This is a genomic window from Thalassotalea crassostreae, from assembly GCF_001831495.1.
In the GTDB taxonomy this organism is placed as follows: Bacteria; Pseudomonadota; Gammaproteobacteria; order Enterobacterales; family Alteromonadaceae; genus Thalassotalea_A; species Thalassotalea_A crassostreae.
On record NZ_CP017689.1, the window covers coordinates 2780183 to 2805592 of the forward strand.

Annotated in this window: 30 protein-coding genes; 6 read left to right on the top strand and 24 right to left on the bottom strand. The window is 38.1% G+C overall.

Annotation, left to right across the window (positions count from 1 at the left end):
* Positions 1 to 15: 15 nt before the first annotated feature.
* The 6 genes from LT090_RS11940 to LT090_RS11965 form a co-directional block, all read right to left on the bottom strand.
* Positions 16 to 1506 carry a P-loop NTPase family protein gene (locus tag LT090_RS11940; protein ID WP_226996474.1) on the bottom strand — a complete coding sequence of 497 codons (1491 nt, stop codon included), beginning with the start codon at positions 1504 to 1506 and terminating at the stop codon, positions 16 to 18.
* Positions 1507 to 1514: 8 nt separating this feature from the next.
* Positions 1515 to 2087 (bottom strand): A24 family peptidase, encoded by a 573-nt coding sequence (locus tag LT090_RS11945; RefSeq protein ID WP_068545743.1) that lies wholly within the window; start codon positions 2085 to 2087, stop codon positions 1515 to 1517.
* A 64-nt stretch (positions 2088 to 2151) separates the two neighbouring features.
* A complete protein-coding gene (locus tag LT090_RS11950) occupies positions 2152 to 2337 on the bottom strand; it encodes a Flp family type IVb pilin (protein ID WP_068545742.1) in 186 nt (61 codons plus the stop codon).
* Between the two features lie 12 nt (positions 2338 to 2349).
* Positions 2350 to 2538, bottom strand: coding sequence for a Flp family type IVb pilin (locus tag LT090_RS11955; RefSeq protein WP_226996475.1), 189 nt, complete (start codon positions 2536 to 2538; stop codon positions 2350 to 2352).
* A 118-nt stretch (positions 2539 to 2656) separates the two neighbouring features.
* A complete protein-coding gene (locus LT090_RS11960) occupies positions 2657 to 4258 on the bottom strand; it encodes a L,D-transpeptidase family protein (RefSeq protein WP_068545740.1) in 1602 nt (533 codons plus the stop codon).
* 46 nt (positions 4259 to 4304) lie between these two features.
* The gene (locus tag LT090_RS11965; RefSeq protein ID WP_068545739.1) at positions 4305 to 5171 is read right to left on the bottom strand and encodes a helix-turn-helix domain-containing protein; all 867 of its coding nucleotides are present in this window, start codon (positions 5169 to 5171) and stop codon (positions 4305 to 4307) included.
* 230 nt (positions 5172 to 5401) lie between these two features.
* Here LT090_RS11965 and LT090_RS11970 point away from each other — a divergent pair, with 230 nt between their 5' ends.
* Entirely contained in the window at positions 5402 to 6151 is a 750-nt protein-coding gene (locus LT090_RS11970; protein ID WP_068545738.1) for a lipoprotein intramolecular transacylase Lit, read from the top strand.
* Positions 6152 to 6158: 7 nt separating this feature from the next.
* Here LT090_RS11970 and LT090_RS11975 read toward each other — a convergent pair whose 3' ends face one another.
* From LT090_RS11975 to LT090_RS12005, 7 genes are all read right to left on the bottom strand, one after another.
* On the bottom strand, positions 6159 to 6578 hold the full coding sequence (locus tag LT090_RS11975) for a hypothetical protein (protein WP_068545737.1): 420 nt from the start codon (positions 6576 to 6578) through the stop codon (positions 6159 to 6161).
* A gap of 19 nt (positions 6579 to 6597) precedes the next feature.
* On the bottom strand, positions 6598 to 7161 hold the full coding sequence (locus LT090_RS11980) for a GNAT family N-acetyltransferase (RefSeq protein WP_068545736.1): 564 nt from the start codon (positions 7159 to 7161) through the stop codon (positions 6598 to 6600).
* 12 nt (positions 7162 to 7173) lie between these two features.
* Positions 7174 to 7869, bottom strand: a complete 696-nt coding sequence (locus LT090_RS11985; protein ID WP_157726605.1) for a DUF3299 domain-containing protein — start codon at positions 7867 to 7869, stop codon at positions 7174 to 7176.
* A 16-nt stretch (positions 7870 to 7885) separates the two neighbouring features.
* On the bottom strand, positions 7886 to 9421 hold the full coding sequence (locus LT090_RS11990) for an ABC transporter permease (protein ID WP_068545734.1): 1536 nt from the start codon (positions 9419 to 9421) through the stop codon (positions 7886 to 7888).
* Positions 9421 to 10155 carry an ABC transporter ATP-binding protein gene (locus LT090_RS11995; RefSeq protein ID WP_068545733.1) on the bottom strand — a complete coding sequence of 245 codons (735 nt, stop codon included), beginning with the start codon at positions 10153 to 10155 and terminating at the stop codon, positions 9421 to 9423. Before LT090_RS11995 ends, LT090_RS11990 begins: the two co-directional genes overlap by 1 nt.
* A 198-nt stretch (positions 10156 to 10353) precedes the next feature.
* Complete coding sequence (locus LT090_RS12000; protein WP_068545732.1) at positions 10354 to 11073, bottom strand: pseudouridine synthase; 720 nt, start codon at positions 11071 to 11073, stop codon at positions 10354 to 10356.
* Positions 11074 to 11104: 31 nt separating this feature from the next.
* Positions 11105 to 11743 (bottom strand): DUF3622 domain-containing protein, encoded by a 639-nt coding sequence (locus LT090_RS12005; RefSeq protein WP_068545731.1) that lies wholly within the window; start codon positions 11741 to 11743, stop codon positions 11105 to 11107.
* Between the two features lie 147 nt (positions 11744 to 11890).
* Between LT090_RS12005 and LT090_RS12010 the strand changes: the two genes are divergently transcribed.
* On the top strand, positions 11891 to 12412 hold the full coding sequence (locus LT090_RS12010) for a YgjP-like metallopeptidase domain-containing protein (RefSeq protein ID WP_068545730.1): 522 nt from the start codon (positions 11891 to 11893) through the stop codon (positions 12410 to 12412).
* 74 nt (positions 12413 to 12486) lie between these two features.
* Positions 12487 to 13005 (top strand): NUDIX hydrolase, encoded by a 519-nt coding sequence (locus LT090_RS12015; protein WP_068545729.1) that lies wholly within the window; start codon positions 12487 to 12489, stop codon positions 13003 to 13005.
* Between the two features lie 83 nt (positions 13006 to 13088).
* Here the strand turns inward: LT090_RS12015 and LT090_RS12020 are convergent, their stop codons facing one another.
* Positions 13089 to 13424 carry a PBPRA1643 family SWIM/SEC-C metal-binding motif protein gene (locus LT090_RS12020; protein WP_068545728.1) on the bottom strand — a complete coding sequence of 112 codons (336 nt, stop codon included), beginning with the start codon at positions 13422 to 13424 and terminating at the stop codon, positions 13089 to 13091.
* Between the two features lie 45 nt (positions 13425 to 13469).
* Positions 13470 to 13814 carry a YajD family HNH nuclease gene (locus LT090_RS12025; protein ID WP_068545727.1) on the bottom strand — a complete coding sequence of 115 codons (345 nt, stop codon included), beginning with the start codon at positions 13812 to 13814 and terminating at the stop codon, positions 13470 to 13472.
* Between the two features lie 163 nt (positions 13815 to 13977).
* On the opposite strand from LT090_RS12025, the gene LT090_RS12030 reads away from it, so the two are divergent.
* Together LT090_RS12030 and rlmF are read left to right on the top strand one after the other, a co-directional pair.
* A complete protein-coding gene (locus LT090_RS12030) occupies positions 13978 to 14451 on the top strand; it encodes a DUF2947 family protein (RefSeq protein ID WP_068545726.1) in 474 nt (157 codons plus the stop codon).
* A gap of 15 nt (positions 14452 to 14466) precedes the next feature.
* The gene (gene rlmF, locus LT090_RS12035) at positions 14467 to 15432 is read left to right on the top strand and encodes a 23S rRNA (adenine(1618)-N(6))-methyltransferase RlmF (RefSeq protein WP_068545725.1); all 966 of its coding nucleotides are present in this window, start codon (positions 14467 to 14469) and stop codon (positions 15430 to 15432) included.
* An 83-nt stretch (positions 15433 to 15515) separates the two neighbouring features.
* Here the strand turns inward: rlmF and LT090_RS12040 are convergent, their stop codons facing one another.
* The 6 genes from LT090_RS12040 to LT090_RS12065 all read right to left on the bottom strand — a co-directional run bounded on the left by LT090_RS12040 (position 15516) and on the right by LT090_RS12065 (position 20259).
* Positions 15516 to 15932 (bottom strand): acyl-CoA thioesterase, encoded by a 417-nt coding sequence (locus tag LT090_RS12040; protein WP_068545724.1) that lies wholly within the window; start codon positions 15930 to 15932, stop codon positions 15516 to 15518.
* Positions 15933 to 16075: 143 nt separating this feature from the next.
* Positions 16076 to 16999 carry an alpha/beta fold hydrolase gene (locus LT090_RS12045; protein ID WP_226996476.1) on the bottom strand — a complete coding sequence of 308 codons (924 nt, stop codon included), beginning with the start codon at positions 16997 to 16999 and terminating at the stop codon, positions 16076 to 16078.
* Between the two features lie 126 nt (positions 17000 to 17125).
* On the bottom strand, positions 17126 to 17995 hold the full coding sequence (locus tag LT090_RS12050) for a MipA/OmpV family protein (protein WP_082897102.1): 870 nt from the start codon (positions 17993 to 17995) through the stop codon (positions 17126 to 17128).
* Between the two features lie 112 nt (positions 17996 to 18107).
* The gene (locus tag LT090_RS12055) at positions 18108 to 18452 is read right to left on the bottom strand and encodes a HopJ type III effector protein (RefSeq protein WP_068545723.1); all 345 of its coding nucleotides are present in this window, start codon (positions 18450 to 18452) and stop codon (positions 18108 to 18110) included.
* Between the two features lie 146 nt (positions 18453 to 18598).
* Positions 18599 to 19495: a mechanosensitive ion channel family protein gene (locus tag LT090_RS12060; protein WP_082897101.1), complete on the bottom strand. Its 897-nt coding sequence runs from the start codon at positions 19493 to 19495 to the stop codon at positions 18599 to 18601.
* Positions 19496 to 19641: 146 nt separating this feature from the next.
* On the bottom strand, positions 19642 to 20259 hold the full coding sequence (locus tag LT090_RS12065) for a LysE/ArgO family amino acid transporter (RefSeq protein WP_068545722.1): 618 nt from the start codon (positions 20257 to 20259) through the stop codon (positions 19642 to 19644).
* Between the two features lie 191 nt (positions 20260 to 20450).
* Between LT090_RS12065 and LT090_RS12070 the strand changes: the two genes are divergently transcribed.
* Entirely contained in the window at positions 20451 to 21353 is a 903-nt protein-coding gene (locus LT090_RS12070; RefSeq protein WP_068545721.1) for a LysR family transcriptional regulator ArgP, read from the top strand.
* A gap of 38 nt (positions 21354 to 21391) precedes the next feature.
* Here LT090_RS12070 and LT090_RS12075 read toward each other — a convergent pair whose 3' ends face one another.
* The 3 genes from LT090_RS12075 to LT090_RS12085 all read right to left on the bottom strand — a co-directional run bounded on the left by LT090_RS12075 (position 21392) and on the right by LT090_RS12085 (position 25317).
* Complete coding sequence (locus LT090_RS12075; protein ID WP_226996477.1) at positions 21392 to 22435, bottom strand: ecdysteroid 22-kinase family protein; 1044 nt, start codon at positions 22433 to 22435, stop codon at positions 21392 to 21394.
* Between the two features lie 28 nt (positions 22436 to 22463).
* Entirely contained in the window at positions 22464 to 23414 is a 951-nt protein-coding gene (locus LT090_RS12080) for a M14 family metallopeptidase (RefSeq protein ID WP_068545719.1), read from the bottom strand.
* A 73-nt stretch (positions 23415 to 23487) separates the two neighbouring features.
* Positions 23488 to 25317 carry an ABC transporter ATP-binding protein gene (locus LT090_RS12085; RefSeq protein WP_068545718.1) on the bottom strand — a complete coding sequence of 610 codons (1830 nt, stop codon included), beginning with the start codon at positions 25315 to 25317 and terminating at the stop codon, positions 23488 to 23490.
* Positions 25318 to 25410: the final 93 nt, after the last annotated feature.

The window sequence follows — 25410 nt, forward strand, 5'->3', positions numbered from 1 at the left end:
ACTAGTACGTACGACTTACTTCACGAAATAACTGTGCCAAGCAAAATCTAACAATTCTTTGGTTACTTCCGAATCTAGCTGTTTAAACTTTATTTGATCGCTGATGATGGAAGTTAAATCTCTCGGGTAACACGGTAAGAACTTCTTACCGTGCATTTTATGTAAATGATCAACTAGATATTCAAATAGCGATAATTCACACTTTAAATTTGTTGTAATACACTCGTTAAACCAGACAGATTGATAAAGCTCTTTTGACAATGGTGTAAAGTTTATTTTGTAACCTAGACGCCTTAAAAAGGCGTCATCCACCAAATCAGTGGGTGAAAGGTTAGTCGAAAATAACATGACAAGTTCAAATGGTATTTCAAAATGCTGACCCGATTGTAAAGCTAGATAATCAACTCTTTCTTCCAGTGGAATAATCCAGCGATTAAACAATGCTTTTGGACTAATTTTTTGTCGCCCCAAATCATCTAACAATAAAATCCCATTATTTGCTTTTAGCTGAAGTGGAGCTTGATAGGTTTTAGAGTCTGAATCAAAACGTACTTCAAGCATCTGTTCAGTTAATTCACCGCCACTGACTACTAGAGGTCGCGTACATTTAATCCAGCGTTGATCAAAGCTTTCTGCAATTTTCAATATTTTATGGTTACTTGCATCCTCAATTTTATGATGTATTTCCGGATCAAAGACCTGTATTACTTCAGAATTGACTTCTAGTGCATAAGGAATTAATACTTCGTCGCCAAATACCATATTTAAATGCCGGCAAAAATAGCTTTTGCCAGTGCCTGCTTCACCATAAATTAGTATTGGTTTATTCGAGTTTAATGATGGCCCGACTTTCTCAAGCAAATCTTGCGAGAAATTAATATCAGCAAACACATTATTTAGCTCCGCTAAAGTCACCACATGCTTGCGACTGCTTTGTTGCAAACAAATATTTGTATATTGAGCAATGGGTACAGGTGCAGGACCTATGTAACCATTTTTTAGTAATTCTTTTTCAGCCATTAATTGACCAATAGAACTTAAGGCATAACGCATTTGTTGACGTTCATTTGAAGCCATATTTTCAACGTATGTTTGATGCTTTGCTTTATCGATAAGGGTTTGGACAATAACACCGGGCAAACATAGCTTTTGTGATAACTGCCTTATTGTTAAAACACCCGATAGGTTTAAATGCTTTAACAATAAGGAAACTAATAAGTTCTCACTAAGACCTGTAGATTTAACATCAATTGGTTGTGGTGCAATAGAGTTGCTATTAAGAGGTACATCGATACTGGAATTATGTTCATGAGTGGGATGATTATTAGTAGCGGAATTATTTGAAATTAAATCACCTTTAACATAAGTGTCACGTAATGATTTAGCCTTAGGAGGAGCCATATCTAATGATTTATCACCATCAACAGCAGCTTGTTGTTTTACATCAGAGTCACTCGCGCTATTGCTTTCTTTGCCATCTTTATTTACGAAACTAAATAAGCTCATAACTTTACCTATATCGATAACGCATAACGGAGGTTTGAAATCGTCATCATCACGTCATCATTAAGATAACATGCCCAAAGCCAACCTAGAGCGAGAGCTGGGGCATAAGGAACGCGTAATGCGGCAGCTTCACCATCTTCGGGTTTAAAATATGTGTGACAAAACAATATTTGGTAGTATCGATGGAATGTACTTAAAATCCCCTTTATCCCAACCTGTCTAATTGTTAAAAATATACTTGTGAAAATTCCGCATATAATGCCCAAAACAATTGACCATAAAGTAAGCTCTGCGCCAAACATAGTTCCCAAAGCCATCATTAATTTTACATCTCCGCCACCAAGGGCTTTTATTAAAAACAAAGGAAAAAGACATGAAAATGCAACAGTTAATCCTATTGTAAAATTTAGAAGACCATTCCAAATACCGTGATAGAATAGCTGTAATCCAAGACCGGTAAATAAAATTACAATGCAAAGCTTATTGGGGATCTTATGGAATTTTAAATCCCAAATAAGAGCCACCAAAAAAAATATAAACGTTACTGGTAGCATGATCATTTGAAAATTTGTAGATTCCATAGTCCCCCCTTTTTCCAATCTTAATAACACCAAATGAGTATTAGTGGTTAACTTGATGCCTGCTTTAACATGCGTTATTTCTTACCGCACGATCTAAACAAGTTATCTTGTCTTCCGCACGGTCACCTAACGCTACGAAGGTTCCTGCCATACCAGCAACAACTAAACCACCAGCAATCGCATATTCAACAGCAGTCAAGCCACTCTCATCTTCTAATAATTCTTTTAATTTATCTTTTATCAAGCTCATTTTATTCTCCAATTAACAAGTTGTATTTACTGTATTTGCTGTGACTCCGCCATCAAGTTCGCCACATAGGCCATCCATTTGACCTTCAGCACCTTGACCTAATAAAGTAAATGCTCCAGCCATCCCGCCGACCACAACTCCTCCGGCTATCGCATATTCGACCGCAGTCAAGCCGCTTTCGTCTTCAATGAATTCCTTCATCAAATTTTTTAACTTAATCATTTAGATTTCTCCTGAAATTAATTCAACAAAGAAAATGTTATTCACTTTTCTTTGCATATTATTAGACCGATATTTCTATCAGTGACAGGGGTTAAGGTTAGAGCGTATTTTGTGAAAGGGTTATCACAGGATTGCTAACTGTTGCACGAAGTTGCGCGATGCTCTGTTTTTTATGATCTAGATTATAAATATCCGGTGAAAGTCGCAATTTTCCGTACTTATCTATCCATGCTGTTTGGTAGGTGATAAATACTGGCAAAGCCTTATTTAGAGGGAAGTTAGTGGTTTTTCCCGATTGCAGTGCGCTTTGAGCCGTCTGCAAAGTAACTGAGTTTTCCGATTTTATCAGGTACTCAGCAAGTCCTTTGGCATCTTCAAGACGGATACAGCCGTGACTTAACGCTCTCTGCTCTCTGCCAAAAAGTGACTTTACAGGTGTATCGTGAAGGTAGACTGAATAATTGTTAGGAATATTAAAACGGTAATAACCTAGCGCATTATTTTCACCGGGCGCTTGAACTAAACGGTAAGAACGAAGTAATTCATTAAAATTAAGCCCCGGATCATCAATTTCGCGAGTAACAATGTTTTTCCAGTAACCTTTTACTAATTGGAAGTTTTTGCGTTTTAGCGACAGAAAATCTTGCTTATATTCTGGGATCAATTCATTTTTAATAATATTAGATGTTGGCGTCCACGTTGGGTTGACGGTGATTCGGTTTATCTCAGTGATCATTGTCGGTGTTTGGTTCTCGATATCACCAACTATCACTTTCATATCAAAATTAATACTACCTTGCTCAAATACAGTGAGTTGATAGCCTGGAATATTTACCATAAGGTAATTTTCTGGCGGTTTGGACGGTAAAGCAAACCAGCGCCAAAGGTTCACTTGCAATTGCTTTACTCTTTGCTGTGGTGACACTTGCAATGCCGCATAAGTTTTTGGCCCCAATTTTCCGTCTGATTCCAAACCGTGTCTACGCTGAAACGATTTTAATGATGCAACAACAACCGAATCAAATACATCTAATCGAGTTTTAGTTTGTGCCGATTCCGGCATATCTCCAAGTATTGTTAATATTTCACGAATACCTTTTACATACTTATGGCTTTGTCCTAGTTTAGGTTTAAACGAACTATTCAGTTTAGGCCATGGGTGCTTAGCCAAATAACGATACTCAGATATCGCCTTGCGAAGCTGACTAATTTGGTCATATTCAGGAATCAATGACAGTAAAAGCTCATCAGTGTTGTCTTGGCTGATCGCATCAAGCAATACGTTGGCTAAATACAAAGCGTTTGAGGTTTCATTTGTTTGAGTTTCATCAATATTAGCAATCGACATCAACTTAACGAACCCATTGGTTAATTGGCGGTCCAATTTAATTATTTGCTGTTCTCTAGCTCCATCCATAGAAGAAACCAAGCTTTTAGGTTGATACCAACCTAAATCAGCCAATAGACGAGCTAACGACATTCCAGATAACGATAAGTTGTCTCGCTCAAACCATAATCGCGACTTTCCACTTTCAGTGATTAAATACTGATATGTACTGGTTGTATGTATTGCCTGATCGTTTGCAACGTTCCTTGTACCTGCAGTACTTATATCGACAGGAACATTGGTTAATAATTGTGGGTCATTAACCAATTGCGCACTAGAAAATGCAATTGGTGAAACTAATAAAATTAGCATTGATGACACTAACGGTATACTTCTGCAAAAAGAATACCGGCGATTACTACGCACTACTAGCAACCTTATTTCGCATTGAATTGGCAATATGATGATGCGCTAGATTAGGCAATAATTCAGATCTCAAGCGTTGATATCTTATATATGTCGCGCTTTGCGTAACATCTCTACCACCTTGGGCATAAGCATTTGGTGTTAAATTAAAGTGCTCTTTAAAGCTACGACTAAAATGTGAAGGGTTTGAAAAACCAAGTTGATAGGCAATAGTCGTAATAGAGTTTTTATTTTCACTCAATAATCGTTCGCCCTCTTCGAGTTTTCGACAAATTAAATAATGACTATAAGTTATCCCACAAATATCTTTAAACATATGGCATAGGCGACTTGGGCTCAGATGAATATCATGAGATAAATCCTGCAATGAAGGACCTTTAGCATAGTCTTTTTCAATAATATCTAGCAAAGTAGACATAGGGTTATCTCGGGTAACTTCGCTACAACAAGCTTGATGGTGAGCCTCTAACTCATCACTATGACATTTGATGCTGGTGCCTTTTTGTATTTTACAAATAAACGAAACTTTATCTTCCTCTGAAAAAGGAAATAAAAACACATCATTCACACCTAAGTGAATTGCTGAATGTAATAGAGGAATAGAAACAGCAGTGGCTGCAACAAATAAAAGTGATTGGGGAAATTTTTCTCGAATAAACTCTATATTATGTAAATGAGTGGCACAGGTATAATCCATTACATAAATAATAGCCTCAGCATTGCTTGCAGAACATTCTAATTCCGCCATGTCATAAACATTTTCAAGCTCACAATATGGTAGCAATTCGTCCCTACAGTGTTTTGCTAAAACCTGATCAAACGCGACCACTTGCAAATAGTGTTTTCTATTATTAAGCACGATAAATTCCCTTCGTCTTCCTTTTTACATTTTATTTCTATCTATGAAACAAAATGCTTGAGTCATATCAAAATCTAGGTTTGAATAGCGGTTATGTCAAATTTCTACATTAGTAGAAAAGCTGATTACGACTTAAATTTAGTTGTACAAACATACAAAGTTCTATAGCAAGCAATTGAAAAGGAATTAGTATTTACTCCTTTAAATCTAGAATAAGCCCTGAAAATTAAATGAATAATATTTTAAGAAAAATTGTCAATCGTAACGCATTCTTGTGGATCTTGTTCGCATTCAGTGGGCTAATTTTTTCTATAGGTTTAAGTTGGAAAGTAAATAGTGAACTCAATTTCACTTACTCATTTTGGTATGAAACGCTAGAGATTGAATCTCATATTGACCGGTATGCGCCACAAAACCGTTTTGGTAAAGGTAGCTTCGTAAATACGGATAAAAGACAGCATGTCGAGCTATTTCAACAAGTAGTTGATTCAATTAATAATCATGGCGCAGGTCTAGATAAAATATCTTTCAAAACCAATGGGGGCAGTGCATTGTTGTTCACTGAAGCTGAGGTTATTCACCTACAAGATGTGGCCAATTTAATTGATAAATTATTTATTGTGTGGATCATCGCAGGACTAGTATTTCTGATTTTGACCATCTTTTATATAAAAACTAAATCACCAACGCCAAATTTTAAGGCTAAAGCGGCAGCAATATTAACTTTGTTAGTCTCTGTGGTATTGGTGTTTATCACGTTTGGCTTTACAAAAGTATTTTACTACTTACACACAGTCGTTTTTCCCGACAATCATCAATGGTTTTTCTATTATCAAGAATCCTTGATGAGTACTTTTATGAAAGCGCCTGACTTGTTTGCCGCGATGTCGCTAAATCTAATTTTAGTGGTGTTTTTAATCTATATTTTTGCGTATAACGTGTTTTCGAAAACGTTAACTAAGCTCGCATTGAATAACTAATTTCGCTCTACTCAAGATCAATTGTTCGAATCGCTAACTTCAAAAACTCGATTCGATCGCCAAGCAGTTGTTGTGATTGGCTACCGGTATAAGCACTTTGATCGGCTTGCAATTGCAAGACTAACCAACCACGTATCATCACGTAATACCTTTGGTCCCAACCTAATGCGGTTATTTTATGAATTGATGCAGGGTCATTAGGAAGGTTTATCGCCTGCATTGCCTGTTGAAGTTTCTGACCTAATTTTAGTGCGTCCACATCTTGTTGTGTTAACTGAACATTCACCAGCTTATCTTCGCTGCTAGCTGAATCGACTCCGTTCACTTCATTTGCATAGGCATTGCCGATTATTGCATTACACAACACACATAGAAACAATAGTGATATTTTAGTAGCAGCTTGTAATCGATGAGTCCTGAATAACATAAACGCTCCGTAATTTGAGTTAGATAGAGTAAATATCTGCAGTTATTGCATATAAGTTACTTAGTTCTTTATAGCCAGGTAGAAATATTTGAGTTTTAAACTTGAAGCCTAGTTTTTCCAGCAGCGCTATTGATGCCGCATTATCGAGTGAAGTTACCGCGAGAATTTGCAAGTCAAGGTTATTGTCTATTTGAGTCAAGGCGCCATCAATAACATGAGAAAAATGATCATTGATAATTGCCTGAGCTGATTCAAAACCAAAACCTTGTTGATAGTACTTCTGTAGAAAAGCGAATCCTAAATCAGCACTATCAAGACCTTCACGCTGCAATAAGCCGCATATGCCAATTGCTGTGTTTGAATCTTTTAATTCAACCAAATGTAGAGCAAAGCCATGTTCGCGAAACATTTGATGTGGGCCATTTTTTATATAATTGATGGCCGATTCACGGTCAACTACCTGCTTATCACCAATATATTTATGAAAATCAGGCTCATTCAACAATTGTAAAATAAAGTCGGCGTCTGAGAGCGTAAGCTTTCTAATCAGTAATCTTTCAGTCTCAATACTAAATTCAGTCAACGCCTTAACCTGTTATTTACTGCTCGCATATGGGTCAATAAATTCAACATCGGATACTTCTAAGGTATAACTCGTTGGGATATTTTTACTGCCATCAACTAAGTTTAGTTCAGGTGCCGTTGATTTATTCTTCATCAAACCTTTGATATTTACACCGGTAAACGTAGTTAAATTTTCAACTTCAATTGGTGATTGCAGTTTGGCATAAACAATTTGATTCGGCGCCGGTGCTGGTTCATGAATACAAGCACCAACATAAGGGACTAATAAAAACTCTTTTAGCTTTTTACCTTCAAATTCGATAGGTAATAAAAAACCACGCATGGCGACATTCTGATTATCAAGAGCAGGGTTAGTTGATTCGAACTCTTGTGTACGTTGAGTAATGATCGCTTCTCGTTGGGCAAATAATTTTTCAATATCAATACCGGCGTCTGCTAATGTTTTACGAGCCGTATTGGCAATTTTCATTGACTCTTCATCAACTTCATCACCGTTGGCTAAGTAATCATCCACAATAGCAATTTGCTGCATCATACGAATATGTTCAATAGACATATCTTCGAAAGGATTTTCAACTTCTTTCTTTACCACATGCTCGTTTAACGTCGACCAGTTAATCTCTTTAATTTCTTTACCTTCGTTAGCATGTACTTGCGTCACTAAGACAGTTGCTGATAAAGCAATCATTGCGATAAATTTTTTCATATGTACTACCTTAATTTTAACTTTTAACTGACATGCCATCGGATAATGCATATCGATATATTTGAATACTTGGAAATAGGCTAATTAACATACCCGCAATGCCGACTAATGCCATTAAGAACAGCTCTTGCGACGATGGTGCATTTACACTTAAGTAAACACCAAAATGTTCAAGGATAAAAGGTTTAACAGCGAATAAAATTCCATAAAGAAAACCAACACCACAAATTAAACCGGTGCTAATAATTACAAACGCTTCTCCCATCATTAATGAAAAGATATGACTTGGTCTTGCTCCTATCGCTCTTAGTATAGACATTTCACGGCGACGTTGATTCAAGCTGTTTAGCAAAATAATTAGCATACTCGCTAAACTAATAATGACCACAAGCATTGAAATAGCAAAGAGTGTTTGTTCAACAACGGACAACATTGACCACAATTCAAGTAGCGCCACACCTGGCATCACAGCCATTAACGCTTCGCCTTCATATTTATTGACCACTGGCAACATCGACAACGCTTGTGGGCGTTGCTTTAAACCTAAATAGAAGCCAGTGATAACATCAGCACTGTGTACATGATTAGCGTGGTCGTGAGAGTCATAGCCGTGAGAGTCATAGCCGTGAGAGTCATAGCCGTGAGAATCATTGCCATGAGAATCATGCTCATGACCATGCGCCTCTACACCGTGGCCTTCATTTACATGCTCATGACCATGCGCCTCTACACCGTGTTCTTCATTTACATGCTCGTGTTCATGCGTGTCAGCATCGTGTTCCTCATGCTCATGTGATTCATGTTCATGTGAGTCGTGCTCTTCGTGCAGCTTCACCTGGCCTTTAGGCTGTTGAGGTCTTGCTTCACTTTCTACGTTAATTGATAAAAATGGATCGTAGCCTTGAGCCATGATTTTTTGTTCAACATGCAAATCTTCGACACCTTCTAAACTCATAAATAAGCTTCTGTCTATTGGCGTTGATGTTGGGCTTAAAATCCCCGAAATGGTTAACGGATGCTCATCGTGATCAATATAACTATCACCTGCTCCATGAGAGATAATGATATTATCGCCAACTTCATAACCTAACTTTCTAGCAACTTCATTACCGATTACTACGTCAGTGTTGTTTTTAAACCAATGGCCTTTCGACGTTTCTAAACTTTGTTTAATACCGTATTTATAATGTTTAAAATAATCTTCGGATGTGCCAATCACTCGGTAACTTTTATGGGTATCACCTAAAGAAAAAGGGATCGACCAGGCAACCATATCGTTATCTATAATTTCCTCATAGGATTCATACTTAATGCCATTGGTTGCACTGCCCATTTGAAAAACTGATGACAACAATAAGTTGACTGAGCTTGTGCGCGCACCAACAATAAGATCTGTGCCGGAGATAGTATTAGTAAAACTGTCTTTGGCTTGTACCCTTACTTTTTCTATGGCGATCAGTAGCGCGACACTTAAAGCAATAGAAAATACAGTCAATAAAACCGTAAGTTTACGGTTACGAAAACTCTTAATCGCTAAATTTGCAATTGCCATTAGGCCACCTCATCTTTAACAATACTAACGGTATCAATTGACGTTGCTGACTTTTGCCTAAATAGTGCAACGCTGCGATCAAAGTCACTCTTTAATCTTAAATCATGGCTAACAAAAACTAAGGTAGAGCCTGCGGCTTCACATTCTTTAAACAGTAACTCTAAAAACGAATGACAACGATCTGCATCAAGAGATGAGGTTGGCTCGTCTGCAATAATTAACTCCGGAGCCCCCATTAAAGCGCGAGCTGCCGCGACACGTTGTTGCTGACCAATACTTAACTCATTTACTGGTTTATGCAGCAGATGCTCGTCTCCCATATCAAGATGGGATAACAAACGAATCGCTTCTTGATCTAAGCTGTCCGAATTTTGCAATGCTCGCTTCTTTCTAAGAGGTGAGAAATGACATGAAAGCAGCACGTTTTCTATCGTAGTTAAATAAGGGATCAGGTTAAACATTTGAAATATGACGCCGATATGATCAGCGCGAAATTGGTCTCGTTGGCTTGACGTCATTTTTGATAAATCGTTATCAAGAATTCTCAAATGACCTTGCTGTCCTGCGGTAACGCCGCTTAAAAGACTTAACAAGGTTGTTTTACCACTGCCACTTGGACCTCGTAAAAACAGTTTTTCGCCTTGGACAACGGAAAAATCATCAATCTGAAATTGAAAATCGGCTTTGCTATCCCAAGCAAAAGTTAACTGTGATATATCGATGATGTTACTCATGAACTTACTTACCTTATTGACGATATCGTAAAGCAATACGTTAAAAATTTACCCATAATGAAAAGTAGATAAATGTCTCTTCATTCTTACATTTCAACAACCATTGAACAACATTATTTAACCATTAGAAATCAATTAATTAATGTTTTTAAAACAAGCAGCTAGATGTTATTCATTATAGTCAAAAATACGCTTAAATCAGTTATCTTTTGCGGCAAAAAAAGACAACTCTTTAGCGCTGAGTTCTCGGCTTTGACCAGGCTTTAATGTTTCATCGAGTGTTAACCGTCCGATGGCATCTCGATGCAGCGCTACAACTTGGTTTCGAAAGCGACCGAACATACGCTTAATCTGATGATAACGCCCTTCAGTTAATGTGACTTGAGCAACATGTTCAGAGATTATTTCTAACTTAGCGGGCTGAGTTGTAATATCCTCAAACTCAAAATACATGCCCCTTGCAAACGCTTCTATCATATCTTCCGTTAGTGGCTTGTCTAAAGTCACTTGATAAGTTTTACTTACTTTTGCTTGCGGGTGCATTAACCGTTGTGAAAACCGGCTATCGTTGGTAAGCAACAATAAACCACTAGAATTTAGATCAAGTCGCCCTAGAATATGCAGTTGATCTTTAAATGGGTAATCGAGCAGGTCAATAACGGTCTGATGAATGTCATCAGTTGTTGCACTGACGACACCTATCGGTTTGTTGAGAATGATATAATGGGCAGGATTGTCTTGAACGACCATTTCATCGACGGTGATGAATGAAAATTTATCGACAATTAAATCGACATCTTTGGCTCTACGGCCATCAACATTCACTTGTTGCTTGGCGAGCAACAAGCGAACATCTTTACGTTTAATCTTTAACTTTTCTGCCAGTAAAGTATCAAGACGAGATCGACCTAAACTCATAAAGTTATACGGATACTCTAGTTAAGTTAATCTATTTACCACTGCGGTAAATATCATTAATTTCATCGGCTCCGTCGACTGTTTGAGAGTTGTCCTCTACTTCTGTTGACTCTTCGGGCGTTTCATTAGCTTTGACCGCTAGTGTTTTTTTCCCCTGCTTACGCTTCTTTTTTTCTTCTTTTTCAGCAATTGCATCTTCTTCAAGTGCGACTTCAAAATCAAATTTAGGCTTATCTGATAATTCATCATCTTCATCATCTTGCATTAATGCTGCGATCTCGGCTTGCTCTGCCGCTGCCAGTAATTGTTCAGGCGTTGCATCTTTATCTAATTCCGCTTCAGCCGCTTGTTTCGCAAGTTGTTGGGCTTTGGCTTCTTTTTCAGCTTTTTTAAGAGCCTTTTGCTCTGCTTTTTTTGCCGCTAACTCGGGATTATCTAGTAAACGTTTAGCTCTTTGCTCGGCATTACGTTTGTTTTTCTCAACATGATTAGCAAGAATTTCTGCTAATTGTTTTTCTGCCCATGCGCCACCTTCTGCTTCAGTAGCAAAGCCAGTTTCACGTTTTGATACGACTTTTTTCTTTGCCGTCGCTTGACGTTGAATTTCAGCAGTCCAAGTACCATTGCGTTTTTCAACAACACGAAAACTGTATTTTGGGGATTTAGTCATTTACGGGCCTACAAATATTAAAAACAAAGTTGCCATTATTATACAGTAGTAAATTGTAAAAGCTGATAAAATATCGCCTTGTTTTTAATTACAGTACTTAAACTACATTAGCCTGATTCAATTATTTACGTATCATAGGTAACCTTTATGTCGATAAACCTAAAATATATTTCAAGTTACCCTGAAGATATTCAGGGGCAAGTAGAAAAGCTGATAAAACAAGAAAAACTGAAAGACTTTCTTCTCAATAAATATCCAATGCCACACCATATCGGCAATGATAACCAGTTGCGAGAATTTACCATAGCCATAAAAAATCAGTTCCTAAAAAAGTCTCAACCTCTGAGTAAGGTATGTTTCGACGGTAAAATTCATGTCATTAACAATGCTTTAGGGCTTCATAGTTATGTTACTCGGGCACATGGCGGTAAGTTAAAGTCGAAAAATGAAATACGTGTCGCATCAATGTTTAAGAATACGCCACTGGAATTTTTACAAATGATCGTCGTTCATGAACTTGCACATATTAAAGAGCGCGAGCATAACAAAGCATTTTATAAATTATGCGAACATATGTTGCCAAACTATCATCAATTAGAATTTGATTTAAGATTGTATTTAACCCAAGTCGAACATGATGGTCCGCTGTATAAAATCAGCGCAAACTAAGGCAAACACAGGCGCAATCAAAATCAAAATCAATATCAAAAACAGCAATAAATAGTTAAATAAGCGAAAATAATATGCGACTTTTACGAAGTACCAGACACCCGAATATTACCAACCAATGCGATACTAGCTTTCATCGTCAGGCGGCGCGAGGCATTATTTTAAATGGTGAAGATATATTGTTACTTTATACCGAATGCTACCATGATTACTCTTTGCCTGGTGGCGGTGTCGATGAAAGTGAAAATTTTCAGCAAGGGTTAGTCAGAGAGCTAATTGAAGAGACTGGCGCAAAAAATATTCGCAACATTAAACCTTTCGGTCGCTATGAAGAGTTTCGTCCTTGGTATAAAGATGACTTCGATATTATGCACATGGAATCGTTTTGCTATACCTGTGAGATTGATGATGATTTAGGTCCAAACAAACTTGAACCTCACGAATTAGAAAACGGCATGACGCCTATGTGGGTCAATATTTATCAGGCAATTCGCCACAATGAAAATACTATCGCTAACAGCGACAAAAAAGGTATGTCGATTGAACGAGAGACGTTTCTATTGAAACTTATTGCCAAAGAGTTAATTGCTTAGCGCTTTCGTTTGCGTTTGCGTTTGCGTTTTAAAGCCTATAGTTTTTTTGCCCTCTCTAGCGCACTGTATGGACAACTTCGTGGTTATTGCCCACAACACTTTTTAAACTTTTTGCCACTTCCACAACTGCATGGGTCATTACGCTTAGGTGTTTTTTCAAATACTTGAGTTTTGGGCTTATTCATTACTGCATCTAGCTCAAGCAGGTTTTCCTCTGCATCTTCATCTATTGTGATATTCGCAATAAAATCATGCTCTTCAATAATCGCTAATACTTCGGCATAACGTTGTTCGTTAACCACAGTTAGATTCAACGGCTGCGCTGCACTACCAAGCTTGGTTGCCGGTTTAGGCGCATAGCCAGCTTTACCATAATTCCCCATGATATCAGGGCGACCTTTAAAGAAAAATTTAGACATTAGTAATTCTCATTTTTATCATTTCTGTCATTTCTGTCATTTCTATCATTTTTTGAGCATCGATTTTAGATCGGCAAAAGGGTTGTAGGTTGCACTATCTTGATTGTGATCGCCGGCAGTAACTTCCCGAGTGTATTGTTCTTGATCAGTATATTTTGCATGTTCATTGTCATGACAATAAATACACAATAACTCCCAATTGCTGCCATCATTGGGATTATTAGTATGATCATGATCTAAGTGGTGTACAGTTAACTCGCGAATATTTGAATATTCAAACTCACGTGCACAACGACCACAAACCCAAGGGAATAATTTTAATGCCTGATCTCTGTAACCGGCTTCTTTGCGTTTATAATTGGCACTCGTACCAAACTTATCTGATGACATAACTCTCTCCAACATTGACCTTGATGATCATAACAATTCCGAAAGGCCTTGTGTACGAATATATCCAGCTCACCAGGATAATTTATCAATGATTATACAAGCGAAGATGGAAAACTATTGATATAATCTGTTGATACTTAAAATACAGAGACTACACATTTTCATGAGTTATATTGCTATCGATGATCTTAAACACGGTTGGGCTTTTCGTTTTAAAGCTCTGCCTATCAGTGAACTAGATCTAAAAGCTATAAAACCTATGTCCACAGATCGCTCGACAGGGTTGTGGTCACAATTCATCTCTAGGCAAGTAGATCACCCTGACTTTTTCAAAAAAGGAGATTGGCCTTTTGATGAGAATAATTGGACAGAAACTGGCGAGTGGCAAACCCGCTGGGAAAGTGATGACGACAGTCTTCCTGAAGAAATAATGCAAGCCATCGACTGGCAAGATAATACCACGGTTTATTACTGCAATAGTCGCAAGCAAGTTATCGAATGCAATTGGGGTGCCTTTAAGCGTTGTTGGAAGAACTTTTTAATGATGGATGACGGCCCAATTCTAATCGGCAAGAAACGACCTGAAGCGATACAGTTTTTGCAAAGCGGTCAATTTAAAATTGGCCGAAAGTCTTAATTTCTAAACAATAATATGCATCCTCGCAATCGTTATAAAAAAGACTACAACTTTGACGTTTTAGCTGCTGCTAATCCAAACTTAAAGCCTTTTGTCAAAGTCAGTCGAGAAAAACACACCATTGATTTTTCTGATGCTAAAGCCGTTATTGAACTTAACAAAGCAATGCTTTATTGCGATTATCAGTTAAAACATTGGAGCTTGCCTGCAGGTTATTTATGTCCGCCAATCCCTGGTCGACTAGATTATATTCATCACCTTGCTGATTTATTATTTAATACCAACAATAATAGAAAACCAAAAGCAGGCTCGGTTAAAGCTCTCGATTTAGGCACTGGAGCAAGTCTTGTGTATCCAATATTGGGCAATCGAGAATATGATTGGCACTTTATCAGTAGCGATATTGACCCTGTATCGATTAAAAACTGCCAAGCGATAATTGACGGTAATAGACTAGAGAATATAGAGACTCGCCAGCAAGATAACGCTAAGAATTATTTTAATAACATCATCCAAAAACATGAGCTTATTGATATCACTTTGTGCAACCCGCCGTTTCATTCATCGCAGCAAGATGCGGATAAAGGTACGAGTCGAAAATGGCAAAATCTAAATAAAAGCGCTACTAGAAGCGCCGATGAAAAACTAGCTAAAGATAGTAATAACAGGCAAAGAAGCTCTGCCGTTAAACTTAATTTTGGCGGCCAAAATGCAGAACTATTTTGCGATGGTGGAGAGGTGACCTTCGTTCGTAGAATGATTAATGAAAGTAAATATTTTCAGCAACAAGTTTTATGGTTTAGCTGTTTGATCTCAAAAAAAGAAAATTTAAAACCATTAAAGCAAACGCTTAAAAAGGCAGGTGTTACTATCAGCAAAACAGTGACAATGGCCCAAGGAAATAAAACTAGCCGCTTTATCGCCTGGACATTTAAAACCCCAGAGCAACAGCGCGACTGGTCAAAGCAACGCTTTAGTTGAATACAGCTAACCTACCCCACGAGGAATAAACAACAGCTAAACAGCGGCTGACCATTGACATTGTCGGAGCCTAAAAAACCGTACTAATCGAGCATATTCATCGCACGTAATTCTCTTTCCGTTTGACCTATCAATTGCTCTGTTGTTTTACCATGAGCAACGGGAGCTCTGGTTTTTGGATCAACCTGAACGAAAACAATATCATCGGCAAAACAGATAGTTTTTTTTGTCGCTTTATTTCTTACTAAACAGCTAACTGTGATTGATGTTCGACCTACTGCTTTTGTCACTAATCCAAATTCAACGATATCGCCTTGTAACGCCGGTGATTCAAAATTTATTTCACCAATATGTTTAGTGACCAAAACATTGGTTTCTAATTTACAAATTGCGTATATTGCGGCCTCTTCATCAATCCATTCTAAGGCCCTGCCACCAAAAAGTGAGTTAGCGTAATTTAAGTCATTTGGCATCACCAATCGGCGGGATAAAAAGCGCATATTGAATCCTTAGTCTTTAATTGGTCGTTGCTCTTAACGACGGTATTTATATGTTTATTTTGTGATTGTAATTTTTAGTATAGCAATCAAATATTTAATTCAAAGGTTTATCTAAAACCGAGACCATCATTTGCGCGGACTAGTTAAAGCGAATTAAGCCAGTGAATAATTTTAGGGAAGTGGTCTTCATGGGCGCGAGGGTGAGTTAAAATATTATTGTGGTCATAATCGACTAAGTTTCCATTTTGCTTGCTTAGCAAAGTAAACTTGGCACTTTTATCATTACACTCTTTAATAAAGTGCTTAACATCTATCTGATTACCCAATATCGTATCTCTGATACCCGTTAAGTGCCACGTTGGTGGCCAGCTAAATTCCTGTGCAGCACTAAAGTAATCAAAGCCATCAAACGGATCATGCCAGTCGCTAATATTGACCCAAGCAACACAATGGGCAAGCGAGCCAAGCGTTTCATTATCGGCCCCAAATTTAAGCGCTTTGGCATCTAAATAACCTTTACGTTTAGCAATTTTAGGGGCTAGCCAATTCCAGAAAAAATCGAGTTTTAATCGTTTCTCAAAGCTTTTATGAATAATAGATCGTTTGCTGGCAAAACAAAGATTAGAACGAACTTTGTCGGTTAATTCAGGATGTCGAACTAAAACACTTGCGACAAGTACCCCACCCCAAGAGTGGCTTACTAAATGTAATGATTGTTTTGTTTTGGCGGCAATATAATCTATCGCTTTTGGGATATCTTCAGTAATACTCTCGTATTGACCATGATCAGCTTCAACGTTAATCAGCGGTATACTCTTACCACGGCCGCGAAGGTCTAATACATAAACATCAAATCCTTGTTCAGCCAAATAGCAACCAAAGCCTTTGCCACTTTCAGAGTAAAATATTCGGCCGTTTTCGATCATGCCGTGAACCATCAATACCGGGACACCACCTTGGCATTTATAAATATGACGAAGATGCAACTTATAATCACTTTGCTCTATGAAAATAGATTTTTGTTCAACGATATCTTTAGTTTTTGTCGCTGAAATATTATTGCTCACGTGAACAGGACTCTACAAATGGAATGATTTATTAACTAAACATAACGCAAACCAACAGGTATGACCAGATTTCATTAAAAGATAATTATATAGAGCTTTTAATAATCGGCGACTTATATAACTAAGTTAATTAATCCTTTTATCACTTTGCATTAGTGTCCACTTAAAGCCAAGAATTGCAGCATAGGTAAAATCATCTTGATATAAAGGACTATCTTCGTTTTCAGCGCCTTGCCATAAACCGAATTGCACACCAAACATGATTAAAAACTTAGGGCTTATATTTACTCGATTAGCAATTGAAAACTTACTACCAAGATAACCTGCGGAGCTTTCATAAAAGCCGCGCTGCTCTGTAACATATTGCTGCTCGACATCATAAAAGTACTGATGTGTTTCCTTTGTTGCCCAAATCGACGAGAAACTTAAAAAGAAACGGGAGTTATCGAAAAACACGTTATCTCTTCTAAAAGCGATTTCAGGTTGAAACAAATAACCACGATGCTCTACAGACTCAAAGTCAGTAGAAAATACCGAACGAAATTGCAAATTAAGCCAGGTTTCATCAGCAGCGCCTGAGTCTAATAAAAAACTAGCTTTAGGGCCTACTTCCATCATCACATCTAAATCAGGCATCCCTTCTCTAATTTTTGATTTATCTGAATCGGCGTTAAAGGCTCCGCCTAATGAAACATCGAGTTTAAACCTTTCTTTCTCAACCGCAATAGCTTTGACGATAGACTCGTCACCAAGGCGAATTTTTTCACCACGATAGATAGCAAACGGTATCGGCAAAAATTTATTTTGATAATCTTTAGCGGCAGGGTAAATAGGGCCACGAAAAGCTGCGGTAAAAACTCCAGCTTCCCAACGTGGTTTACCAGCAGATGTATCAACCGACATAAGGGTACCATCATTTGCCCAGGCAAACTGAATACAGCTTAGTAATAAACAGCTTATGACAAATTGTCGAGTTAGCGCAGTAAAATATTCCATTAATTCTTATTTTAAATAGTTGTTAGCGTAAGTTGTTAACATTAGTTATGAGACCCTAAAAAGCTCCATATACTTTACGTTATCATCTAAATATTAGATCAGTATCAATAAGCTAATTAAGCTCTAATGCAACACCATCAAACTTAATGCCCTGCCAACCTGTTTTGATAAAGTTTCGAATATTGCCATGATCATCACCGTTTGGGTGCTCTAGCACATCAACACGATAATAGTCACCAAAGCAATGTAGGGTCTGTTGCTCGGTTAAGTTGTTTAATTGAGCAAATGCAAAAATCTTACACGACCCTTCATTAGTGCCACTTGCATTGTCTAATTCACCGTTAACAAACTGACTTGCTTGATAGCGATAGTTATCTGCAATCACTTGCATCGTCTGGGCAAAGGAAACGGTCTGCGGGTTACTTTCTAATAATTCAATAAACTGGGTTAATGTCATGTAATTATCTCTTTGATGTTAACTTACAATAGTGAGACGGAAAATAGTTGCGTAAAAGCGCTCAGATCACGCCTTTAGCAATTTTAAAACACACATTAATCTAATATTAACTCAACTTAAAGAGGTAATTTACTAATAGTGAACCGTTACCCTTTATTAATATAAATATCACGTTGTGGGAATGGAATTTTAATATTTTCAGCATCTAACGCTTTGTAGACATGTTCATAAGCAACATATTTAGATGCGTAGTAATTTACAGTTGGCACCCAAAGCCTGATCCCGATGACAATGGCACTATCAGCAAATTCGTCTATGCCTATTAGCGGATTTTTGGTTGAACTAACTTCATCAATTGCTGCGACAACCGGTTTCAACATCTCGATAACTTGTATCGGATCATGCTCGTAGGCAATACCAACTTTTAACTCTAATAACGAATCATGATGAGAATTGTGCAGTATTTCTCCGACAATATGTTTGTTAGGTACGGTAATTTCTACGCCATCTTCATCAATGAGTATTGTATAAGCAAGAAGGACTTCTTGAACCACGCCAGTAACACCATGCACCGTTATGGTATCGCCGACCACAAATGGTCGAATAATAATAATATTAAAGCCAGCGGCATAGTTCGCCAAGAGTCCTTGTAATGCAAGACCTGCTCCTAAGGATAATGCGCCGAGTGTGGCAACAAACGGTGTTACGCTGACGCCTAACTTACCTAATGCAATTATCGCAATAAGAACAACCAATATCATTTTGGTTGCATTGGCTATAAAACGACTTAAGGTAACATCAAGATTGTGCTTTTCACAAAGTCGTAAAACCCAATTTGATACCTTTCCAGCGATAAAGTAACCAATAAGGAAAATAACAAATGCAGCAATCAGCTGCATGGTGTAATTAGCAAAAAATTCGATTGTTAAATCATAGAGGCGATTGACCAAATCAAGCTCATCTTTAATTAGGTCTTTGGCATCAAAGCCTTTAGATGTAGCATTTTCAGCAGCATTGGTTGTATCAGTTGCAGGGTCAGCCATTAAGCTCTCAATTACTAAAATTTATTGTTTGTTAAAATTATAGGCTTAATTTGAATTTTGGCGAGAACGGCCAACAATTTGTATATTAATCGTTGGCCGATAAACAGCTTAAGGCGTTAAGTTTCAGGTAAAGTTTTCAGTTTTTACTATAACGTATTAAATAAAGACCAGGCGATTAGCCACATTATCATCGCCACAACTAAATTTATAATTCTCTGCACTTTCCGTTGTGATAGCCAATTAGACATTCTTGCTGCGGCAAAAGATAGTGAATAAAACCACACTAAAGACGCCAACATAATACCAATTAAAAACGTATATTTTTCGCTCGTTGGATAACTACCACTGATGCTACCAATAATCACCACAGTATCAAGATATACATGTGGATTTAAAAGAGTTACCGCTAACGTGGTGAATATCACCGCTTTACGCGTTTTAGGTGTGATCTCTTTTACCATTGAATCTTTATTCGCCTGATAAAAGCTTTTAAAAAATATAAAGCCATATACCGTTAGAAACGCGATACCAGCCCAATTAATGAGTAGCGCTAAAAAGTCATTACTATTAAGGATTGCACCGCCACCAAACACACCAAATGACATCAGTAAAAAGTCACAAACGATACAGATAGTGGCTGCGACTAAATGATGGTTGCGCTTAATGCTTTGACTAAGCACGTAAGAGTTTTGAGCGCCTATTGGAATGATCAATCCAGCACCAATTACAAATCCTTTGAAAACAGGAAAGATAGAAGCGAACATAATAACCTCACCGAAACTAATAAAAGAACGCGATAAAAATCGCCTAATCAACAAATATGGGGGCAGGATAAGCCCACCAACCAATTAAGTAAAATTAAATAAACTTAACAATTATTAATTTCTCTAATACACTTAATTTAGCTTAGCTTTACTTCAACCACAGTAAATAACTCGAAGAAATTGGACTTAACATGCGCCCATTTGATTACAAACTAATCCATGCTTTAGATACCGTAATTCAGCAGCAAAGTTTTGAAAAAGCGGCAACTGCGCTAAACATCACACAATCGGCTATTTCTCAGCGAATAAAACAATTAGAGCAGCAAGTAGCAAAACCATTGTTGATCAGAGATCAGCCATTAAGAGTTACCGAAACCGGTGAAAAAATGCTGTCGCACTTTCGCAAAATTAGACAATTAGAATACGACTTAGCCAGTGAGATAATGCCGCAAGATAATAATGCCACCCTGCCTATTCATATCGCAGTTAATGCCGACACATTAGCGAGTTGGCTTATTCCGGCAATTAGAGCAGTTTTATCAAAGTTCCCGATAGAGCTAAACCTGCAGGTCGCCAACGAATCGAGCACTCAAGATTTACTGAAAAAAGGACAAGTATTTGCGGCGGTGAGTTCACAAAAGAAAAGTTTCGCTGGGGTTAAGGTGACGCCAATAGGTACGATTGATTATATTTTGTGTGCCAGCCCTAACTTTATCAAACGCTTTTTTGCCAACGGAATAACTAAAGACAGTTTAGCCAAGGCGCCTTCAATCGATTACGATCAAAGAGATACAATGCATAGTGATTATTTAAAAGCCCACTTTAATGTGCGCCGAGGAAGTTATCCTTGCCATCGAATCGGCTCGTCAGAGGTTGTTGTTACTATGGCTCTAGCTGATCTAGCTTATGGGTTGATCCCAACGACTCAGGCAAATGAGCATATTCAAAGTGGAGCGTTAGTCGATTTAAAGCCTAATGATCATCTGCCTATGCCTATGTATTGGCATAGTTGGGCATTAGAGCGTGGTATTCAAAAACAGATGAGTAATGCTATCGTCGAATATGGAAGGAAGAATTTTAAGCCGATTCTGTAATTAAATAAGTAGCTGAAAGTCTAGTCGACTCTAATCGACTAGTTACTCAAGCGAGTTAACGCAATGTCGGTATGGTTTTCCATCACACTATTGCGTTTAAAATGCTCTGGTGCCCAGCCTGCCAAAAAGCGATTAAAGTCAGCCCAACAGTGGTGATATAACTTACGCCACTGCGACTCAACCGCTACATAATCTATACCTTGATGATGTTTATTTAGCGATAACGTCAATTGTTCAAAATAGTAATTTAACAGTGGTTGCTCTAATTCATTTAGTTGCTCTGCGTTTAAGCAGCTAGTGAAAAAATACATCACATCTTTAACGCCGATGCCGCCACCTACATATTGAAAATCAACGGCTGCAACATCACTACCGTCATGATGAAAGCAAAAATTAGCCAGCTTAGCATCGCCATGAATGATGGTTTGATAGCGTGACGCATTTAGCTGTATGTCTATCTCACTGGCGCATTGTTTTAATTTACCTGCTGTCATTTTAGCAAGCTCGTCTTGGCGAGTTGCGAGATGCCAATAGCTACCTATTGGCCAAAGGCTATATTCGCACGGCTCTGATTCATTGCCTGGATTTGCATTAGCCCGCAAGTTTAACCCATGAAAATTAGCCAACCAGCGTAAAACCAATTTAATGCTTTTATTATCGATACTGTCAGGTCGAACAAAGTAACCAGCAGCGTCAAGATCTTCCATAACAATAACAGGCTGGTTTAAATCACCCAGCAGAGTAATTAACTCAGGAACTTTGCAAGCAGTGCTCGTCAGCAACTTTTGATGTTGATAAAACTTAGATTCGACCTGATAGGATTCTATTTTTCTAGCGTTAGATATTTCGCTATGCCAACCTCGAGGGTGACTGACCGTATTGGGTAAACTGATCTGTTTGACGATAAAATCGTAGCCTAACTTAGCACTATGAAAACGAGCAATTTCACCATAACCACTCCAAAGTTGCTGCACCACCTCAACTTTTTCAACATCATCGATTGCAAAATGATGTTGCAACAACTGTTCTATGTTGTTTTTACTTTCGAGAGGATTATTTTCGCACGGATTACTTTTGCTCAACTTATTTACCATTTCGCGTTATTTAGGCTTATAGATTTTCGACATCTATCACATAATCTAAGCCACCAGTGATAACCGCCACTTGCGCTAAGGTGCAATTTTCGTCATCAACTAGCGGGCTATCTGGATATACCTCAGTAGTCGTTACATATTTAGCATTGGTTAATCCGGCACAAAGCCCTAACTCTTTACAGGCATAATTAATCACACCAAATTGTTCCAGAGGTACACCAATCAATTTGCCGTCATCATCTGCAGGAGCGATATGGGTCACTTTCTTAACCGATTCGATGATTGCCTTTTGAAACATAGGTTGTGGTCGTAATGTATCTCCTACACCATAGAACCCATCAGGAATATTCCAAGATTTTTGTTCAATCGCATCACGAGCAGCAAGCGCCGGTCGAAATTCGCTGTTATCGGTATCGGTAGTTTCATGCAGATCAATATGCACCAGCGGCTCTGCGCCTAAACCATAAACATAGGCCATTGCTTGCGCCGACTCTTGAGCTGGGGAATTTTGATAAAAGGAACGGTTTGGATCAATCGCGTCAACATTCCAACGATTGATAGTTTCATAACCCCAAGGGCTCAAACATGGCAATATTACTATGTTAAATCTGTCGGCATATTTACTCGCTTTGGTCAGCGCAAAACGAAGAGCACCTTGCACGCCACTGGTTTCATAGCCATGTACACCACCGGTAATTAAAACCGTCGGTTTGTTGACATCAAATGATTGAGTTTTAACAGCAAACAATGAGTAAGTATTCTCTTTACCATCTGCTAAAGTGTATTGAAGAGAACCATATTGTTCGACCTCAAAATCGTTTTTTAACGTTTCGATTTTAGTAACAACTTCATCGAGATAACTGCGCTTTATGGTTTGTTGTTGAAACCAATGTAGCTTTTCAACATTACCCCATGGCACACCAGGAGTTCCAATAGGGTATGCTTGATTTGAATTTTTTGTCGACACGAAACACCTATAAAATTAGTAATTTAAAAACGCTATATTTGCACTGGTTAAGTACAGATGCAACTAGTTAAAATCAATCAACACCTAAAAATCCACCGGTTTGATGAGCCCACAATTGCGCGTAAATTCCGCCCTGCTCAATAAGCTGTTGATGACTCCCTTGCTCGATGATCTTGCCTTCATCTAAAACGATTAGTCTATCCATTGCAGCGATTGTAGATAATCGATGGGCAATAGCGATAACTGTTTTACCTTCCATCAGCGCATATAAGCTTTCTTGAATGGCGGCTTCCACCTCTGAATCTAGGGCTGATGTTGCCTCATCTAACAGTAATATCGGAGCATTTTTTAATAGTACTCGAGCGATCGCTATACGTTGTCTTTGACCACCCGAAAGCTTAACTCCTCTTTCCCCTACTTGCGCATCTAAGCCTTTATTACCAAATGGATCGGTAAGTGTTTCAATAAACTCTGTGGCCTGTGCATCATTAATCGCTTTTAATAATTCATCTTCACTAGCCTCAGGTTTACCGTACAAGATATTGTCCCTGATCGAACGATGTAATAATGACGTATCTTGAGTAACCATACCAATATGAGCACGAAGTGAGTCTTGCAACACGCTACTTATTTCTTGGTTATCAATAAGGATCTCACCTTTTTCAACGTCGTAGAAACGCATTAATAGATTCACCAGTGTAGATTTACCGGCACCAGAACGTCCTACCAAACCAACTTTTTCGCCAGCCTTAATGTTTAACTGCAATTCATCGATAACGCCAATGTTTTCGCCATAATGAAAACTCACGTCATTAAAATCAATGGCTCCTTTGTTTACCTTAATTTTTGCTGCATTATCTTTGTCGGTTATGGCGATTGGTTTAGATAATGTATTCATACCGTCGGCAACGGTACCAATGTTTTCAAACAATGAGCTGACTTCCCACATGATCCACTGTGACATACTGCTTAAACGCAAGACTAAGGTAACGGCAACGGCAATTGCTCCTGTTGTAATTGCGCTTTGCGTCCATAACCAAATTGCGATGGCTGTTATTGCAAAAATCAGTAAATAGTTTACAAATTGAATACTGACATTGATGCCGGTGACCATACGCATTTGTTTATAAACCGTCTCTAAGAACTCGCGCATACTTTGTTTTGCATATTGCGCTTCTTGATCGGTGTGGGCAAACAGTTTTACCGTTGCGATATTGGTATAACTATCAACGATTCGACCTGTCATTACCGAACGAGCATCGGCCTGTTCGGTCGATACTTTTTTTAGTCTTGGTAAAAACTTCCACTGTAGCAAGGTATAGATAACTAACCATACGAGCATTGGCCATAACAAACGAATATCCGAGTTTGCGATTAGCACTAACATCGATGTGAAATAAACAAATATGTAAACCAAGACATCTAAAAGTTTGGTTACGGTTTCGCGCACAGCGAGAGAAGTTTGCATTACTTTTGTGGCGACCCGTCCGGCAAAGTCATTTTGATAAAATGAGACACTTTGCTTGAGTAAGTATCGGTGTGCCAGCCAGCGTATCGACATCGGATAATTACCCAATAACCCTTGATAAATCACTAACGCATGAAGCAATACCAGCAGCGGAATAACCACTAAGATTAACACCGTCATCATTATCAATTGGTCACCATTATTCTGCCATAATTGCTCAGGAGAGCTTTTTGACAAGATATCGACTAACTCGCCCATAAAACCAAATAGAGACACTTCAAGAATGGCTAAACAGGCTGTTAGTATCGACATTAAAATCAGCGGTACTTCAAAACCTTTAGTGTAATGGCGGCAAAATGCAAAAAGTCCTGATGGCGGCTGACTTACTTCATGGTCGGGTAATGCATTTACCCACGACTCAAAAATTTTGAACATCAAAAAAGGCCCTTTAGAAAATGACAATAATTATCGGTATTTAATAAGCATAGGAAAGGTTTAAAAAAAGAGATCGCTTTTATTAATATTATT

What these genes read in the sequence shown, in the direction of transcription:
- LT090_RS12065 (WP_068545722.1), bottom strand. Translation starts at nt 20,259, where the DNA reads ATGTTCGCTTCTATCTTTCCTGTTTTCAAAGGATTTGTAATTGGTGCT.
- LT090_RS11960 (WP_068545740.1), bottom strand. Translation starts at nt 4,258, where the DNA reads ATGCTAATTTTATTAGTTTCACCAATTGCATTTTCTAGTGCGCAATTG.
- LT090_RS11955 (WP_226996475.1), bottom strand. Translation starts at nt 2,538, where the DNA reads ATGAAGGAATTCATTGAAGACGAAAGCGGCTTGACTGCGGTCGAATAT.
- LT090_RS12055 (WP_068545723.1), bottom strand. Translation starts at nt 18,452, where the DNA reads ATGACATTAACCCAGTTTATTGAATTATTAGAAAGTAACCCGCAGACC.
- LT090_RS12020 (WP_068545728.1), bottom strand. Translation starts at nt 13,424, where the DNA reads ATGTCTAAATTTTTCTTTAAAGGTCGCCCTGATATCATGGGGAATTAT.
- LT090_RS12050 (WP_082897102.1), bottom strand. Translation starts at nt 17,995, where the DNA reads ATGGAATATTTTACTGCGCTAACTCGACAATTTGTCATAAGCTGTTTA.
- LT090_RS11940 (WP_226996474.1), bottom strand. Translation starts at nt 1,506, where the DNA reads ATGAGCTTATTTAGTTTCGTAAATAAAGATGGCAAAGAAAGCAATAGC.
- LT090_RS12005 (WP_068545731.1), bottom strand. Translation starts at nt 11,743, where the DNA reads ATGACTAAATCCCCAAAATACAGTTTTCGTGTTGTTGAAAAACGCAAT.
- LT090_RS11970 (WP_068545738.1), top strand. Translation starts at nt 5,402, where the DNA reads ATGAATAATATTTTAAGAAAAATTGTCAATCGTAACGCATTCTTGTGG.
- LT090_RS12070 (WP_068545721.1), top strand. Translation starts at nt 20,451, where the DNA reads ATGCGCCCATTTGATTACAAACTAATCCATGCTTTAGATACCGTAATT.
- LT090_RS12040 (WP_068545724.1), bottom strand. Translation starts at nt 15,932, where the DNA reads ATGCGCTTTTTATCCCGCCGATTGGTGATGCCAAATGACTTAAATTAC.
- LT090_RS12060 (WP_082897101.1), bottom strand. Translation starts at nt 19,495, where the DNA reads ATGGCTGACCCTGCAACTGATACAACCAATGCTGCTGAAAATGCTACA.
- LT090_RS11945 (WP_068545743.1), bottom strand. Translation starts at nt 2,087, where the DNA reads ATGGAATCTACAAATTTTCAAATGATCATGCTACCAGTAACGTTTATA.
- LT090_RS12000 (WP_068545732.1), bottom strand. Translation starts at nt 11,073, where the DNA reads ATGAGTTTAGGTCGATCTCGTCTTGATACTTTACTGGCAGAAAAGTTA.
- LT090_RS11990 (WP_068545734.1), bottom strand. Translation starts at nt 9,421, where the DNA reads ATGGCAATTGCAAATTTAGCGATTAAGAGTTTTCGTAACCGTAAACTT.
- LT090_RS12010 (WP_068545730.1), top strand. Translation starts at nt 11,891, where the DNA reads ATGTCGATAAACCTAAAATATATTTCAAGTTACCCTGAAGATATTCAG.
- LT090_RS11985 (WP_157726605.1), bottom strand. Translation starts at nt 7,869, where the DNA reads ATGAAAAAATTTATCGCAATGATTGCTTTATCAGCAACTGTCTTAGTG.
- LT090_RS11950 (WP_068545742.1), bottom strand. Translation starts at nt 2,337, where the DNA reads ATGAGCTTGATAAAAGATAAATTAAAAGAATTATTAGAAGATGAGAGT.
- LT090_RS12015 (WP_068545729.1), top strand. Translation starts at nt 12,487, where the DNA reads ATGCGACTTTTACGAAGTACCAGACACCCGAATATTACCAACCAATGC.
- LT090_RS12025 (WP_068545727.1), bottom strand. Translation starts at nt 13,814, where the DNA reads ATGTCATCAGATAAGTTTGGTACGAGTGCCAATTATAAACGCAAAGAA.
- LT090_RS12085 (WP_068545718.1), bottom strand. Translation starts at nt 25,317, where the DNA reads ATGTTCAAAATTTTTGAGTCGTGGGTAAATGCATTACCCGACCATGAA.
- LT090_RS11975 (WP_068545737.1), bottom strand. Translation starts at nt 6,578, where the DNA reads ATGTTATTCAGGACTCATCGATTACAAGCTGCTACTAAAATATCACTA.
- rlmF (WP_068545725.1), top strand. Translation starts at nt 14,467, where the DNA reads ATGCATCCTCGCAATCGTTATAAAAAAGACTACAACTTTGACGTTTTA.
- LT090_RS11995 (WP_068545733.1), bottom strand. Translation starts at nt 10,155, where the DNA reads ATGAGTAACATCATCGATATATCACAGTTAACTTTTGCTTGGGATAGC.
- LT090_RS12030 (WP_068545726.1), top strand. Translation starts at nt 13,978, where the DNA reads ATGAGTTATATTGCTATCGATGATCTTAAACACGGTTGGGCTTTTCGT.